Origin of the sequence: Luteibacter sp. CQ10 (assembly GCF_040900725.1) — a bacterium.
Taxonomy (GTDB): Bacteria; Pseudomonadota; Gammaproteobacteria; order Xanthomonadales; family Rhodanobacteraceae; genus Luteibacter.
Genome location: NZ_JAEUYM010000005.1, coordinates 20,427 through 34,181, shown reverse-complemented (window position 1 = coordinate 34,181; position 13,755 = coordinate 20,427). Strand labels below are relative to the sequence as shown.

General features: G+C 67.4%; 16 protein-coding genes and 1 riboswitch. Of the genes, 11 read left to right on the top strand and 5 right to left on the bottom strand.

What is annotated here, in order from left to right; genetic code table 11:
* Positions 1-46: 46 nt before the first annotated feature.
* Positions 47-1,357: an acetamidase/formamidase family protein gene (locus JNG39_RS17705; protein WP_368313313.1), complete on the top strand. Its 1,311-nt coding sequence runs from the start codon at positions 47-49 to the stop codon at positions 1,355-1,357.
* 16 nt (positions 1,358-1,373) lie between these two features.
* Here the strand turns inward: JNG39_RS17705 and JNG39_RS17700 are convergent, their stop codons facing one another.
* A complete protein-coding gene (locus tag JNG39_RS17700; RefSeq protein ID WP_368313311.1) occupies positions 1,374-2,687 on the bottom strand; it encodes a winged helix-turn-helix domain-containing protein in 1,314 nt (437 codons plus the stop codon).
* A gap of 186 nt (positions 2,688-2,873) precedes the next feature.
* Here JNG39_RS17700 and JNG39_RS17695 point away from each other — a divergent pair, with 186 nt between their 5' ends.
* Positions 2,874-3,605 carry a LuxR C-terminal-related transcriptional regulator gene (locus tag JNG39_RS17695; protein WP_368313309.1) on the top strand — a complete coding sequence of 244 codons (732 nt, stop codon included), beginning with the start codon at positions 2,874-2,876 and terminating at the stop codon, positions 3,603-3,605.
* Positions 3,606-4,316: 711 nt separating this feature from the next.
* The gene (locus tag JNG39_RS17690) at positions 4,317-4,754 is read left to right on the top strand and encodes a hypothetical protein (protein WP_368313308.1); all 438 of its coding nucleotides are present in this window, start codon (positions 4,317-4,319) and stop codon (positions 4,752-4,754) included.
* 25 nt (positions 4,755-4,779) lie between these two features.
* Here JNG39_RS17690 and JNG39_RS17685 read toward each other — a convergent pair whose 3' ends face one another.
* The 4 genes from JNG39_RS17685 to JNG39_RS17670 form a co-directional block, all read right to left on the bottom strand.
* Entirely contained in the window at positions 4,780-5,715 is a 936-nt protein-coding gene (locus JNG39_RS17685) for an MASE1 domain-containing protein (RefSeq protein ID WP_368313306.1), read from the bottom strand.
* A 211-nt stretch (positions 5,716-5,926) separates the two neighbouring features.
* A complete protein-coding gene (locus JNG39_RS17680) occupies positions 5,927-6,568 on the bottom strand; it encodes an NrsF family protein (RefSeq protein WP_368313304.1) in 642 nt (213 codons plus the stop codon).
* Positions 6,565-7,140 (bottom strand): sigma-70 family RNA polymerase sigma factor, encoded by a 576-nt coding sequence (locus JNG39_RS17675; protein ID WP_368313302.1) that lies wholly within the window; start codon positions 7,138-7,140, stop codon positions 6,565-6,567. Before JNG39_RS17675 ends, JNG39_RS17680 begins: the two co-directional genes overlap by 4 nt.
* Before the next feature lie 40 nt (positions 7,141-7,180).
* Positions 7,181-7,822, bottom strand: a complete 642-nt coding sequence (locus JNG39_RS17670) for a DUF1109 domain-containing protein (RefSeq protein ID WP_368313301.1) — start codon at positions 7,820-7,822, stop codon at positions 7,181-7,183.
* A gap of 172 nt (positions 7,823-7,994) precedes the next feature.
* On the opposite strand from JNG39_RS17670, the gene JNG39_RS17665 reads away from it, so the two are divergent.
* The 8 genes from JNG39_RS17665 (at position 7,995) to JNG39_RS17630 (ending at position 13,582) form a co-directional block, all read left to right on the top strand.
* Entirely contained in the window at positions 7,995-8,270 is a 276-nt protein-coding gene (locus tag JNG39_RS17665; protein WP_144916250.1) for a DUF2282 domain-containing protein, read from the top strand.
* A gap of 11 nt (positions 8,271-8,281) precedes the next feature.
* A complete protein-coding gene (locus tag JNG39_RS17660; protein ID WP_368313300.1) occupies positions 8,282-9,115 on the top strand; it encodes a DUF692 family multinuclear iron-containing protein in 834 nt (277 codons plus the stop codon).
* Positions 9,112-9,852: a putative DNA-binding domain-containing protein gene (locus JNG39_RS17655; protein WP_368313298.1), complete on the top strand. Its 741-nt coding sequence runs from the start codon at positions 9,112-9,114 to the stop codon at positions 9,850-9,852. Before JNG39_RS17660 ends, JNG39_RS17655 begins: the two co-directional genes overlap by 4 nt.
* Positions 9,849-10,292 (top strand): DoxX family protein, encoded by a 444-nt coding sequence (locus JNG39_RS17650; protein ID WP_247370990.1) that lies wholly within the window; start codon positions 9,849-9,851, stop codon positions 10,290-10,292. The genes JNG39_RS17655 and JNG39_RS17650 overlap by 4 nt, the downstream gene beginning before the upstream one ends.
* Positions 10,293-10,373: 81 nt before the next feature.
* Positions 10,374-10,643 (top strand): hypothetical protein, encoded by a 270-nt coding sequence (locus JNG39_RS17645; RefSeq protein ID WP_144916261.1) that lies wholly within the window; start codon positions 10,374-10,376, stop codon positions 10,641-10,643.
* A 50-nt stretch (positions 10,644-10,693) separates the two neighbouring features.
* On the top strand, positions 10,694-11,536 hold the full coding sequence (locus tag JNG39_RS17640) for a DUF692 domain-containing protein (protein ID WP_368313297.1): 843 nt from the start codon (positions 10,694-10,696) through the stop codon (positions 11,534-11,536).
* Positions 11,533-12,264 carry a putative DNA-binding domain-containing protein gene (locus JNG39_RS17635; protein ID WP_368313295.1) on the top strand — a complete coding sequence of 244 codons (732 nt, stop codon included), beginning with the start codon at positions 11,533-11,535 and terminating at the stop codon, positions 12,262-12,264. The genes JNG39_RS17640 and JNG39_RS17635 overlap by 4 nt, the downstream gene beginning before the upstream one ends.
* A 193-nt stretch (positions 12,265-12,457) precedes the next feature.
* Positions 12,458-13,582 carry a phosphotransferase gene (locus JNG39_RS17630; protein WP_368313294.1) on the top strand — a complete coding sequence of 375 codons (1,125 nt, stop codon included), beginning with the start codon at positions 12,458-12,460 and terminating at the stop codon, positions 13,580-13,582.
* A gap of 20 nt (positions 13,583-13,602) precedes the next feature.
* Positions 13,603-13,699, top strand: a riboswitch (TPP riboswitch).
* The last annotated feature ends 56 nt before the right edge of the window (positions 13,700-13,755 follow it).

The following is a 13,755-nucleotide window of genomic DNA, read 5'->3' as shown; positions in this document are numbered from 1 at the left end:
CACATGTAGTCTTGACTACAAATGTAGTCAATCTGGAGGAGCGACCGTGGTTCCAGCTATCCGACCCGTTCTGGCCCTTGCCGTGGTGATCCTCTCAGCCACGAGCCACGCCGGCGATACGTGGATTCTCCGCACCGATTTGTGGCACTCCCCAGCGTTCTCCACCTTGATCGCGCACCCGGACAAGGTCCGGCTCGAAGGCAGCCTCGACGGCGATGCCATCACCGGCAAGGCCGACGGTCGCGAACTGGTGTTCGACAGCACCGACGGGCAAGGCCGGGTCTCGCGATACCGGCTTCGTCGAACGAAGGACGACGTGACCGGCACGGCCGACCTTCCTGACCCCAATGACGGCAACCGTCGGGTGACGCATGCGGTGACGGGTTGGAAACTCCCCGAGAGGACGGGTGGGCCCCGCCTGTGGGACTACCGGCCCGACAGCTACTCCAATACGTGGGACGCCGATCGGAAACCCGTGCTCGTCGTCTGGCCGGGCGACACCATCCATACCACCACGCTCGACTCGGGAGGCGTGGACGCCACGGGAGTGACGCGAGCCCTGTTCGGCAATCCGCAGACCGGCCCGTTCTTCGTCGCGGGCGCCGTTCCCGGCGACACGCTGGTCGTGCACATCCGCCGCCTGCGCCTCGATCGCGACTATGCCGACAGCCTCGACACCATCGTCGGTCGCGCGCTCGGTGCATCGTTGGTCCCCGACGCCGGGCACCTGGGGAAACCCGTTCGCTGGATCCTCGATCGCGAGAAGGGGCTTGCACGCCCGGAGAACGCTTCGGGCGCATTGCGCGATTACGTGGTGCCGGTCAAACCGATGCTCGGCGGCCTGGCCGTCGCACCGGGATTCGGGATGCCGCCCATCTCGACGGGCGATACGAGCCGTTTCGGCGGCAACATGGATTTCAACGAGGTGATCGAAGGCAACACCGTTTATCTCCCGGTGCAGCAACCCGGCGCGCTGCTGTATGTCGGCGACGCGCATGCCCTCCAGGGCGACGGCGAAACCAGCCAGTACGCGCTGGAAACGTCGATGGACGTCACCGTCACGGTGGATCTCATCCATGGTCGTCCCATATCGATGCCGCGCGTCGAATCGCCCGAACGCATCATGGTGCTCGGTCAGGCAGGGTCGCTGGACGATGCCTTGAAGGCGGCCAGCACGGGCATGATCCAATGGCTACGCAACGACTACGGCATGACCCTGTCGCAGGCGGCGCAGGTGATGGGCAGCGCGATCCACTACGACGTGGCGAACCTCGCCGGACGAAGCGTCGGCGTGGCCGCGAAACTCGACAAGCGCCTGCTTCCTTTGCCGCATGTGCGCGAGAATCGGGCGGAATAGGTCGCGTCGTCCACCGTCAGGAAGGCAACGCGTCGGCCAACAGCACGGTGGCCGACGGACGCGGTGCGGTGATGCATGCACGTCCGTCGATCAACTGGCTGGCGAGCAGGCGCGATTCGACGAGCTCGTCGGCCAGGGCGAGTTCCTCATCGTCGAGCGTGTTGTAAGGTACCGGTTGCGAGCGGAACACGCCGTCGGTGGCCGTCCACACCAGGCGGCGCAGCAACCGCGGCAGCACGCCGCCCCGCGTGGATCCGCTTTCCAGCAACCGCCGTGCGGCATCGCGCGCCAGCGCGCCGTCGATGCCGCCGATGGCGCGATATGCCTCGAACGGCATGACGCCGAGGTGGTCGCGCGCTTCGCAAAGCCGGCGAAGCAGGTACTGGAGCGCGGGAAGGGATCCGGCATGCTTCCACGCGTCATGCAGCAATACGTCGTCGAGCTGGCGGGCGTCGACCGGATCGCGGCCGAAGCGCAGCCCGCATGATCGCGCGGGGTCGCGGATGATCGAGGCGATCTCCCCCGCGCTCGGCGCGGACACGGCGTAATCCGCACTGCCACGCATGAGGGCGGCCCACGAGGGGTGGCGCCGCATCGTCGCCAGTTCGGTGTGGCGGCACGTGGCCACGATCATGACGCGTGGATCGGCCACGAAGCGGTCGAGCATCGGTGCCGTCGAAGGATGCATGCGTTCGATGCCGTCGGCGACGAGGATGACGCGTTCGTGCGGCGGCGTGGCCGCGAGCACGCCTTGCACGTCGCCGCCGCTGTGCGGCGCGACCTGCATCCATGAAGCGAGTGGAAATTCGTGGCGCGCCGACGGTGTGGACAGCGAGGCGAGCAGGCCGGCGTGGACGAGCGACGTCTTGCCGCAGCCGCTGGCGCCATGCACCACGACGACGCGGCGACCACGGGCACAGCTATCGAACAGGGTGTCACGCAGTTCGGCCGTGGCGCGCGCGCGACCGAAGAAAACGCCCGCGTCGTCCACGCCGTAAGGGAGGTGCCCGCGATATGGCATGCGCATCGGATTCGGGATGATCTGTGCGGGGGGCGCGGCCTGGCCCACCTGCGCGATCAACTGATAGCCTCGCTTGCGTACCGTGGCGATATAGCGCGGCGAACGCGCATCGTCGCCCAGTGCCTTGCGCAGCATCGCGATGGTCTTGTGCACGGGGTTGTCGCCGTGGAAGACGTTTCCCCAGCATGCCTGGAGGAGGCGTTCCACTCCGATCACTTCGTCCGCGTGCGAGGCCAGGTACGCCAGTACGTCGACATGGCGCGGCTCCAGCGTTCGCCGTTCGTTCGAACGCTCGATGCGCCGGTGCATCGGGAAAACGTGCCATTCGCCGACGGTGAATGGCCTAAGGGCGTGGTGGGGGCGGTCTCCGCCGTGCATCGACATCTTGCTGGGTGTGCCTGAACTGAAATCGATTTCCGGGCCGTAAGCTTCCGGGAAGGACTTCGGCTGGCGTCATCTGCGACGGTAGGCGAAGTCTTAAACCGGAGTAGGTAAATGCAAGGAAGTTACCTGGACGGCCGTCCTGTGGAGCGCATTCTGTCACAGCCGCGTCGCGAGGCGCCCGAGATCGGGCGGATGGGCGCTTCCCGGCCCGTAAGAGTGGTGCTCGCGGATGAGCAAAGGATCATGCGGGAAGGATTGGCGGCGCTGCTGGCGGCCAACGATCGCTTCGAGGTGGTGGGCAGCACGGGTGACGGCAGGGAAGGCCTCCGCCTGTGTCTGGACCATCGGCCCGATCTCATGGTGTTCAATGACGCGATGCCCGGCATGGGCGGTTTCGAGATGGCCCGCCGGGTCGCCGCGCGCTGCTCGGCCACGCGCATGCTGTGCCTGTCCGAGAACGGCGATCGTTCCAGCGTGCGCGCGGCCTTCGACGCCGGCGCCCATGGTTATGTACTGAAGCGCTGCGCCTTCGACCACCTCGTGGAGGGCATCGACAGCGTGCTGGCGGCGCGATACCACGTCAGCCCCGAGCTGGCCCACGTGCTCGTGGAGGCCTTCTGCCGCGGCGGCAAGGGCGACGAATCGGTGCTGACACCGCGCGAGCGGGAGGTGCTCCAGCTCTACGCCGAGGGCCTCAGCACGAGGAAGATCGCCGATCGCCTGCACATCAGCATGAAGACGGTGGGTACGCACCGGGAACACATCCAGTCCAAGCTGGGCGTGGAGGGCATCGCCGAGCTGACCCGCTATGCCTTGCGGGCCGGGATCGCCACCATGCAGTGACGGCATCGCCGATGACGTCACGTCTCTTAAGATAATTCGGAAATTATCTCCGGAAGGTCTGGTGACCTTTCATCGATCTGACATCGAATGACGTGTCTCGCGATCGAGGATGGGGGTGCCGAGGTCCTTCCATGGGGCCGCCCCGTCACCGGGTTGACGTGTGTCGGTACATCGAGAGCCCTTCCGGTTCGCCGGAAGGGCTTTTTTTACGCCGAAGTTACTCATGGGGGCGCCGATGGTGCGGGCATGCCACGCTTCGTGGCGTGCGCCTTTCGCCGATGCGATCGGCTCCCACCCTCCGGTAGGGACGCTTCGACGACACGGGCAAGGTGTATGTGGATTCGGCCCGGTCACCGGGGAGGGCGCCGGTCGTTCCGGCGCCGGACTCAGCTTACCGGCAGGTGTCCTAGGACGTGACCCGATGACCGGTCGGGAAGCGTTTATCCAGCCGCGACTAACCTTTCCCGTTCGGTCTCAGGCCGCGACACCCGCCGAACATATGCTTGCCCCGCCTGCACGAGGGCGGATTTCGGCCGTTTTCGGGTGCTTTCATTTGACCTGAAACATGCGCGTAATCGGCACCACCTCCAAAACTGAGGTGCAGTTGCAGGAAAGTGCTTATACCAGCCGCTCTTTTGCAAGGGCGGGCTGGTGTTCTCGTGCCGATGTCCAGCGTCGGCCATCCCTCCCATCGTTCCAGGAGAACTCCCAATGCGTACCCTTTCCGTCCTTCTTCTCGCCTCCCTGATCGCCGTCCCGTTCTCCGCCCACGCGCAGCAGGCCGCCGTCAGCGGCCTGGGGCAGTCCTGGCCGAATGCCACGGACGTCAGCTCGAGCCCGAACTACCACGTCTACGTGTTCGAGCGTGGCAATACCCGTTATATCCAGGTGAACGATGCCAACGGTAACGTGCGTGGTGCGTTTGCCCGCACGCCATATAGCCTCGTCGGCTTGCCGATCGGTACGGCCGAACTCGCCACGCCTGATGAGCCGATGCCCGCGCCTGCGAGCACGACGGGTGAGACGGTGTATCAGGGAAACAACATCAAGGTGTTTGCGGCACCGCAACCGGACGGCACGATGCGCCTGATGGCCGCCCCAGTGAATTGCGCTCAAAATCCGGTCGAATGCACGGGAGCCTTCCGCTGATAAAAGCGTGAGGGAGATGCGCGGATCAACGCGTTACGGGGTTGATCCGTGCATCGGCTTGCTTGGCTACGGCACGGCGTTCCGTTACTCGCAGTCCGAGCAGAAGCGATGTGGAAATGGCGAAGGCAAGCGTGACCTGGGCCGGGATCATAGATGGATCACGGGTGGCGATGGCGCTCTCCGCAAGTGCTACGCTGGCCAGCATCCCGCCGATGGCCGCACCGTGCCAGCCATGCCTTACCGCCAGAACGACGACTGGAATCACCATCGCCATGCGCATGTAGGGGGTCGTGTTACCGCCAATGAAATGCACGGCCGCGAGCAAGGCGATCAGGATGGGGCCCTCTACGCAAAGAATTTCCCTGAGCAGTGGGCTATGCCACACGTGAGCCCACGTGAGTGGTCCATCGATGCGCATGATGCGCTCTCGCAACGCAAGCACGGTGGGAACGATCGTAAGCGCTCCAAGGTAATTGCCGAGCAGCCACGCCAGCACGATCGGCACGGAGACCGGAGGAGGCGTGCTGCCATCCGGCATCACGATCACCGATAGCGCCATGGAGCCAATACCAGTGGTGGCTCCTGCGCATACGAGGGCGGCGGTGAGGATCATGACCATGTTCGCTCGGCCGTCTTCGCGAATGAGCGGCATATGCTTATGCAGCAGCGCGAAAACCGGGGCGCACAGGAGGATCGGGGGAATCGTGGCGATCGATGCCCAGGCCGCGCCGAATGGGGCGCCTCCCAAGAAAATCTTTTCTGCGATGGGCAAAAATTCGCCGAGAACGAGCGCCGGCCAGAAGCGTCGCTGTACGAGCAAGAGGCAACCCAGGCGAAGGCCTGCCGTGATCATCCAATGGGTAAATGAGAAATACCGCACCACCTCATAGCAAGCGGCATAGGCAGCCGCCACCGCGAGGTGGGGTCCCCAGATGGACGGATCCTTGAATTTTGCGATCACGTGGCGCCCTCGTCCTGAACAGCGGTCCAAACAGGGGCGGTCGTCGAGGGGTGCCCGACGGCCGGCCTACTGCGCCGGCGGACGCGGGAGCGGCCCGAATACGACGACGCCTATAGTCTGAAGGTTCATCGGCCTCGCCGCCATCGGGCTTTAGGGGGCCGCATTCACGTTTGCCGATTTGGCGCCGGGATTGATGGGGTAGCCAGGCGACTTACCAGCGCAGCAGGCGGCGGCCGGCGAGCGCGCCGACGGTCGCCGGGACGAGCATGCCCACCAGGTACCAGAACGCCCAGAACGGCGGAGCCATCTCGGGGCAGTGCAGGCAGTAGGCGACCGTGGCCGTGGCCCCCGCGAACAGGCCGGTGGCGGCACCGGCCAGCCGGGGCCGGGTCGGGGCCATGCCGCGCACCGCCCACATCATGGCGACGAAGGCCGGTATCGAGAGGATGCCGATGAGGACGGGACAGACCTTCCAGGTATGCCCCAGCCAGGCCGCCACGCGCTCGTCGGCGGCCGTGCGCGCGAGGATGGCCGCGGCGGCGGCCCAGGCCGCGGCGATCGGCGCCGCCACCGCCGCCCAGCGCGAGCCGACCGTGGCGCCCGGACGCGCGAGCCGGATGACCAGCCACAGCGCGGCGGCGCCGATGGTGGCGGCGTAGCCCAGGCGGAACCAGAACATGGGCAGGCGCACGGCGGCGCCGAGGTCGGGGCGCAGGCCCAGCAGGCAGGCCATCAGCAGCACGGCGCCAGCCGCGCCGGTGAGCACGGCGAGGGCGTAACGGCGCGCGGGCACGCGGCGGTCCACCGCCGGTGCCTCGCGGGCGAGCATCGAAATCAGGTCGTCGGTTTTCATAAGCTGCCTCGCAGGGCGGCGGCCAGCGCCTTCAGGCCCCGGTGCACGCCCACCTTCACCGCCGACTCGGACATGCCGGTGCGCTGGGCGGTCTCGGCCACGGACAGGCCCTGGATCTTCACCATCTCGATGGGGACGCGGTGACGGTCGGGCAGGCCTTCGAGCAGGCGCCCGACGTCGCGACGGGCGTCGGCGGGCTCGGTGTCGGCGTCGACGAAGATGCGCGGATCGTCGTCGATCGGCTCGTGCAGGGCCTCGCGGCGGGCGTGGGCGCGGAAGAAATCCATGAGCTTGTAGCGGGCGATGGCGTGGACCCACGCCGTGAGCGGCTGGTCCTCGCGATAGGTGTGCCGGGCGTTGTGCACGGCCAGGAGGGTTTCCTGGAGGATGTCCTCCACGTCGTCGAGCGCGCGCGGCAGGCGGCGGCGCAGGTAGGCGCGCAGGAAACCGGTGAGGCCGTCGAGGAAGCGGCGATACTCCGCGGCGTCGCCGCGCAGGCCGGCCACGAAGCGCGCATGCAGTTCGATCTCGGCGGCGGAGACGCCGGCCGATGCCGTGGTTCGCGTCGTCATCGCCAGGGTCTCCATGGCGCACGGTATACCCGTGCCGCGCTCACCATCGCAAGAGCCTCGGGCCGAGCAGGGCGCCGAGCACCGTGGGCAGCGCCATGCCCAGCACGTACCACGTGGCCCAGAACGGCGCGGCCATTTCTGTGCAGTAGAGCGTGTAGACGAGCACGGCCTGCGCCCCGGCGAGGATGCCGGCGCCCATGCCCGCCAGCGTCAGGCGCGTGGGGGCGAGCCCTCGCACCGCCCAGAAGGTGGCGATGAAGGTGGGAACGGACAGGGCCAGGATGTTGAAGCAGCACACGCGCCAGGTCTGCCCCAAGAGCAGCGGCATGCGCAGCGAAGGGGGCGCCGACTCCAGCACCCAGCCCGCCGCGAACCACACCGCGAGCACGGGCAGCGCCAGCAGCAGCCAGGCCGACCGCGTGCGTGCGCCGGGCCGGCCCAGGCGCGCGGCCAACCCCAAGGCGGCGGTGGCCACGCTGGCGGGGAAGAGCGACTTCAACCAGAACACGGGGTTGTCGAGCACGTCGGGAAGATCGCCGCGCATGCCGCCGAAGGTGAGCAGCAGGATCAGCGCGACGCCGATGCCGGTCAGCGTGGACCAGGCCAGGCGCGTCGCCACCGCGTGCCGGCGCACGGGGCGCGTGTCGCTGGCGAGGACATCGATGAGGTGACGGGTGTGCATGAGCGGTTATTCGTGCGCGCGGGGCGCCTGGTTACACCTCGCTCCATGTTCATGCCGCGAGGTTCTGAATTTCTGCTTTCGCGGGCATGACGGTGTAACCGGATGCCGTGGCGGGACGAATGAATCCTCGAACCCGGGCATGTGGCCCGGGCCCCACCTCAAGGACATCGCCATGAACCATCGTCACGCCGCCTCGTTCGCCTTCGCCGTCGCCGCCCTCGTGGCGGGTGTCGCCCATGCCGACGACGCCAAGCCGCAAGGCTCGGAAAAGTGCTGGGGCGTCGCGAAGGCCGGTCAGAACGACTGTGCCGCCGGCCCGGGCACCACCTGCGCGGGCACCGCGAAGAAAGACTTCCAGAAGAACGCGTGGAAGCTCGTGCCGCTGGGCACCTGCACCGCGATCAAGACCCCGAACGGCCACGGCACGCTCGAGCAGAGCAAGGCCTGAGGCTCGTCCGCATGACCGCGCTCACCGCCGGCGTCGGCTTCAAGCCGCAGCACCTCGACGAGGCCCTGGCCTGCACCGAGGCCGGCGTGTGGCTGGAAGTGCATCCGGAAAACTACATGGTCGACGGCGGTCCGCGCCTGGCGATGCTCGACGCGCTCGCCGCGCGCCACCCGCTCTCGCTGCACGGGGTGTCGCTGTCGCTCGGCTCGGCCGTGCCGCCCGACGCCACCCATCTCGCCCGGCTGCGCCGCCTGTTGGATCGCGTGGAGCCGGCCCTCGTCTCCGAACACCTGGCCTGGTCGGTCTACGAAGGACGCTACCTGCCCGACCTGTTGCCGTTTCCCCGTACGGCGGAAGCGTTGGCGAGGGTGGTGGACAACGTGCAACGCACGCAGGAGGCCCTGGGGCGTGCCATCTCGGTGGAGAATCCCTCGCATTACCTGGCGCTGGAAGGCCACGCCTGGAGCGAAACCGACTTTCTCGCCGAGCTGGCCGCACGCAGCGGTTGCGGATTGCTGCTCGACATCAACAACGTTCACGTCAGCGCGCACAACCTGGGCTTCCGTGCCGAGGACTACCTCGACGCGTTTCCCTTGCACGCGGTGACGGAGATCCATCTGGCGGGCCATGGCGTGGACGAAACCCGCGATGGGCGCCTGCTGATCGATTCGCACGATGCCGCCGTGGACGATGCCGTGTGGTTGCTTTACGAGCGTGTCATCGCCCGCGCGGGGCACGTTCCCACGTTGATCGAGCGCGACGGTGACGTGCCCGCGTTCGACCGGCTGATGGATGAGCGTCGCCGCGCGCATCGCGCGATGTCCCGCCTGCGGGAGGCCGCATGAACGAGCTCGCCGCCTATCAGTCGGCGTTCGTCGATGCGCTCGATGCGGAAGAAGCGGACTTCGCGCCGTCGCGCCACGCGGCGTTCGATGTGTATCGCAACACGACGATGCGCGGTTGCGTCGACGCCCTGGAGGACAACTTCCCGGCCGTCGCCTGCCTCGTGGGCCGGGACTGGTTTCGCTCGGTGGCCGCCCTGTACGCGGAAGCCGAGCCGCCGCGGGATTCGCGGCTGCTCCATTACGGCGACACGTTTCCCGCCTTCCTGGCCGCGTTCGGCCCTGCGGCGGAATTGCCGTACCTCGCCGACGTCGCGCGCCTGGACCGCCTCTGGACGGAGAGTTACATGGCCGCCGATGCGGCGGCGCCCGACTGGGGCGGCCTCGCTGCCGATGCGCTCGCGCGTGTCGTGCCCACCATCCACCCCGCATTGCGGCTGTTTCGCGCGGTGACGCCGGCCGTGTCGATCTGGCAGGCGAGCCGGGCGGGCCTGCCGGCCGTCGATGATCTCGCATGGCGGCCGGAATGCGCCCTCGTCGCCCGCGCGGGCATGACGGTACAGGTGCATGCCGTAGAGGCATCGAGCCTCGCCTTCATCGATGCCTGTGCCACGGGCGCCACGCTGGCTGAAGCGGCCATGCACACCCTCGGCATCTATTCCGATGCCGCCCTCGACCACATCTTCGCCGAATGCCTGCGTATCGGCGCATTCGCCCATGAAGGAGTTTCACATCCATGAACATGACCCTGCGTACCCGCTGGAACGCGCTCGCCGACCGAGTGGAATCCCTGCTGACGCACGACGTGCTCGCCCTGGTGTCGAGGGTATCGATCGCCGCGATCTTCTTCCTTTCGGGCCGGACCAAGGTCGAGGGTTTGCTGTCCATCAAGGACACCACCTACGAGCTGTTCCGCACCGAATACAAGGTGCCGCTGCTGCCGCCGGAGATCGCGGCCCACCTGTCGGCCTACGTGGAAAACATCGTGCCGATTCTGCTGGTGCTTGGACTTTTCACGCGCGGTTCCGCCCTGGTGCTGCTGGGCATGACCACCGTGATCGAGGTATTCGTCTATCCCGATGCCTGGCCTACGCACTTGTCGTGGGCATCGATCCTGCTGTATCTCATCGCGCGTGGGGCGGGTCGTCTTTCCCTGGACCACGTTTTGCGCATTCGTTGACGACATTCGTGTAACCGGCGCCACGCCAGGCGCGAATCATCCATGCCACTACGGCACAACCCAAGCAACGGAGAGTCCACCATGCATACCGCCACCCACACCATCGCCGCCGCCGCCGCCATCTTCGCCGTGTCCGCGGTCGCCATCTCCACGCCGGCCCAGGCCGCCGAGAAGGGCGCCGGCAAGACCGTGCAGTGCTACGGCATCAACAGCTGTAAGGGCACCTCGGATTGCAAGTCCGGCGACCATGCCTGCAAGGGCCAGAACTCGTGCAAGGGCCAGGGCTTCAAGGAAGTCTCCATGAAGGAATGCACCGCCCAGGGCGGCAGCACCACCCCGCCGGCCAAGTGATCGATGGGCCCGGCCGCCCACGGCGGCCGGGCCTGCTGGAATTTCCGACCATGAACGTCTCCACCTTGCCGCGCTTCGACGGCTTCGGGCTCGGACTGCGCATTCCGCATTACGCCGACTTCCTCGACGTGCAACAGCCCGTCGACTTCGTCGAGGTGATCTCCGAGAACTTCATGGTCGACGGTGGCCGCCCGCTCGATGTGCTCGCCCGCGTGCGCGAGCGTCATGCGGTGGCCCTGCACGGCGTGTCGATGAACATCGGCACCAGCGATGGGGTGGATCGCGATTACCTTCGCCGCCTGCGCGCGCTGGCCGATTCGGTGCAGCCGCTGTGGGTGTCCGACCACCTGTGCTGGACGGGCGTCGAGGGCTTCAACTCGCACGACCTGCTGCCGTTGCCCTATACGCGTGAAGCGCTCGACATGGTCGCGGAGAACGTGGCCGTGGCGCAGGACATCCTCGGCCGGCCCCTGGTGCTGGAAAATCCGTCGACCTATCTCGCCTTCGGCGAAGCGGAGATGGACGAGGCCACCTTTCTCGCCGAGCTGTGCGCCCGCACCGGTTGTTACCTGCTGCTGGACGTGAACAACATCTACGTGAGCGCCACCAACCACGGTTTCGACCCCGACGACTGGCTCGAGCACCTGCCGCTGGATCGCGTGCGGCAGATCCATCTTGCCGGCCACAGCGTCGGTCGCGATATGCTCGTGGATACGCACGATGCGCCCGTGCCCGATCCGGTGTGGGCGTTGTACGTGCGCTTCATCGAACGACTGGGCGAGGTGGCCGTGATGATCGAGCGCGACGACAAGATTCCCCCGCTGCCCGAGCTGCTGGCCGAGGTGGCGCACGCGCGCGATCTCGCCGCCACCGCGCGGCGGCACGTGGCGTGAACCTGCGCGACCGGCAGAGGGCGTTCGCGGCGGCGCTCGCCGCCGGGCTGGTGCCCGCGGAGGTCGATCCACGGGGCATGGCCGTTTACGCCAACAACTACCATGGCCAGCTCGTGGCCGCGTTGCGCGATACCTACGAGAAGACCCTGCTCTGGCTGGGGGAAGCGACGTTCGACACGCTGGCGTCGGCCTACGTCGCCGCGCATGCGCCATCGTCATGGACACTCGACGCCTACGGCGCATCGTTCGTCGAACACCTGGATGCCGCCTATCCGGCGGACGTCGAGGTGGGCGAGATCGCCTGGCTCGACTGGCACCTGCGGCGCGCGTTTTCCGGGCCGGACGCGGGTGTGTTGGGCATCGGCGATCTCCAGGCCGACGACTGGGACAGCGTGGAATTCGACTTCGTGCCGACGTTGCGGTTTCGCCGGGCCAGGAGCAATGCCACGGCGATCTGGCGCGCGCTCGGCGATGGCGTGCCCCCTCCCGCGCCGGTGGGCGTGGAGGAGGGCGTCGGTATACGCGTGTGGCGCAGCGACCTGTCGCCCCGCTACGCGAGCATGACGGCCGACGAAACCTCGTGCCTCGACCTCGCGATGGCCGGGGCGAGCTTCGGCGAGATCTGCGCCTGGCTGGGACATCGTTACGACGGCGAGCATGCCGCACGCATCGCGGGGGGGTGCCTTGGAGCGTGGACGGCGGAAGGGATGTTGCGCGGATTGCGGTGACGCCGCTTCCTCGGGCCGCTTCGCATCTTGGGGTGCACCGCTTCGTAGGATTCGCGGACACGGTCCGCTCCCAACCCTTCGGTAGACAGGCTTTCGCGTGGGATTCGCGGACATGGTCCGCTTCGGCGACCGGCCCATCGGAGGGGTGGGAGCCGATCGTATCGGCGATGCTCTCACCGATTAGACTGCGCGCATGATCGACGATGCGCACCTGACCCATGGCCTTGCCGGTGACGAGCTCACGCCCGACTGGCCCGCCCTGACCCTCACCGAAGTCGCGAGCACGCTCGAACGGGTGCCCGGGACGGGCATCGCGAAGGCCTTGGCGTGGCGCAGTCCCAGGCCGCTGTCGGCGGCGGCGCTGGTCGATACGTCGCACGGACGCGTCTTCGTCAAGCGCCACCACCGCAGCGTGCGCACACCGGCGCAGCTGGCCGAGGAACATCGCCTTGCCGCGCACGTGCGACGCCGCGGCCTGCCCGTGCCGCGCATCTTCCACGACGAGGCGGGTGATTCCGTCATCGCGCAGGACGACTGGGTCTACGAGGTGCAGGAGCCCGCGCATGGCGTGGACGTCTATCGCGAGGCCTACTCTTGGTCGCCCATCGGAGGCGTGATGCACGCGCGGGCGGCGGGCGAGATGCTGGCCAGGCTGCACGATGCGCTCGCCGGATACGACGCACCGCAACGATCGACGCACGTGCTCGTCGCGCGCGCGGAGATCCTTTCGTCCCCCGATCCGGTCGCGGCGGTCGAGGCGCAACTGCCTTCACGCCCCTGCCTGCATTCGTACCTGCGCGAGCGGGACTGGCGCAAGGAACTGCGTGACGCCATGGCACCGTGGCCGCCTTGCGATCTCGCCGCGCGCTCGCCGTCGTGGACGCACGGCGACTGGCACGTGTCCAACCTGTACTGGAGCGGCGATACCGACGACGCCTCCATCACCGGCGTACTCGATTTCGGGCTATCGGCGCGCACGTTCGCGCTTTTCGACCTCGCCACGGCGATCGAGCGCAACGCCATCGCCTGGCTCGAGATCGAACGGGGCGACATCGGGCGGGCCGACCTCGCCCTCGCACTGATCGAAGGGTACCATTCGCGCCGGCCGCTTTCGGCGGCCGACATCGGCGCGCTTGCCGACCTGCTGCCGATAGTCCACGTGGATTTCGCCCTCTCGGAAGTGGCGTATTTCGAGGGCATCACGCGACGCCGCGACCATGCCGACGTGGCCTGGCATACCTTCCTGCGCGGCCATGCGGCCTGGTTCCTCGGCCCCCATGGCCGGGCCTTCCTGGACGCCCTTCGACACGCCGCCTGAGGATTCGTGGTTCAATAGGGATTCTGAAGCGGGGGTGCCCGGCGTTGGCCGGGCTGAGAGAGTCCCTTGGAACCTGATCCGGTTTGCACCGGCGTAGGGAGCTTGCAGAGCCACGGATACCGCCGTTCCGGCGCCGTGGCTCGCCGTCGCTTCGCACGTATTCGACGAAGACG

Bases quoted from the DNA above. Each gene is read 5' to 3' on its own strand.
- JNG39_RS17645 (WP_144916261.1), top strand. From the start codon at position 10,374: ATGCATACCGCCACCCACACCATCGCCGCCGCCGCCGCCATCTTCGCC.
- JNG39_RS17655 (WP_368313298.1), top strand. From the start codon at position 9,112: ATGAACGAGCTCGCCGCCTATCAGTCGGCGTTCGTCGATGCGCTCGAT.
- JNG39_RS17690 (WP_368313308.1), top strand. From the start codon at position 4,317: ATGCGTACCCTTTCCGTCCTTCTTCTCGCCTCCCTGATCGCCGTCCCG.
- JNG39_RS17630 (WP_368313294.1), top strand. From the start codon at position 12,458: ATGATCGACGATGCGCACCTGACCCATGGCCTTGCCGGTGACGAGCTC.
- JNG39_RS17665 (WP_144916250.1), top strand. From the start codon at position 7,995: ATGAACCATCGTCACGCCGCCTCGTTCGCCTTCGCCGTCGCCGCCCTC.
- JNG39_RS17650 (WP_247370990.1), top strand. From the start codon at position 9,849: ATGAACATGACCCTGCGTACCCGCTGGAACGCGCTCGCCGACCGAGTG.
- JNG39_RS17695 (WP_368313309.1), top strand. From the start codon at position 2,874: ATGCAAGGAAGTTACCTGGACGGCCGTCCTGTGGAGCGCATTCTGTCA.
- JNG39_RS17670 (WP_368313301.1), bottom strand. From the start codon at position 7,822: ATGCACACCCGTCACCTCATCGATGTCCTCGCCAGCGACACGCGCCCC.
- JNG39_RS17700 (WP_368313311.1), bottom strand. From the start codon at position 2,687: ATGCACCGGCGCATCGAGCGTTCGAACGAACGGCGAACGCTGGAGCCG.
- JNG39_RS17675 (WP_368313302.1), bottom strand. From the start codon at position 7,140: ATGACGACGCGAACCACGGCATCGGCCGGCGTCTCCGCCGCCGAGATC.
- JNG39_RS17680 (WP_368313304.1), bottom strand. From the start codon at position 6,568: ATGAAAACCGACGACCTGATTTCGATGCTCGCCCGCGAGGCACCGGCG.
- JNG39_RS17660 (WP_368313300.1), top strand. From the start codon at position 8,282: ATGACCGCGCTCACCGCCGGCGTCGGCTTCAAGCCGCAGCACCTCGAC.
- JNG39_RS17640 (WP_368313297.1), top strand. From the start codon at position 10,694: ATGAACGTCTCCACCTTGCCGCGCTTCGACGGCTTCGGGCTCGGACTG.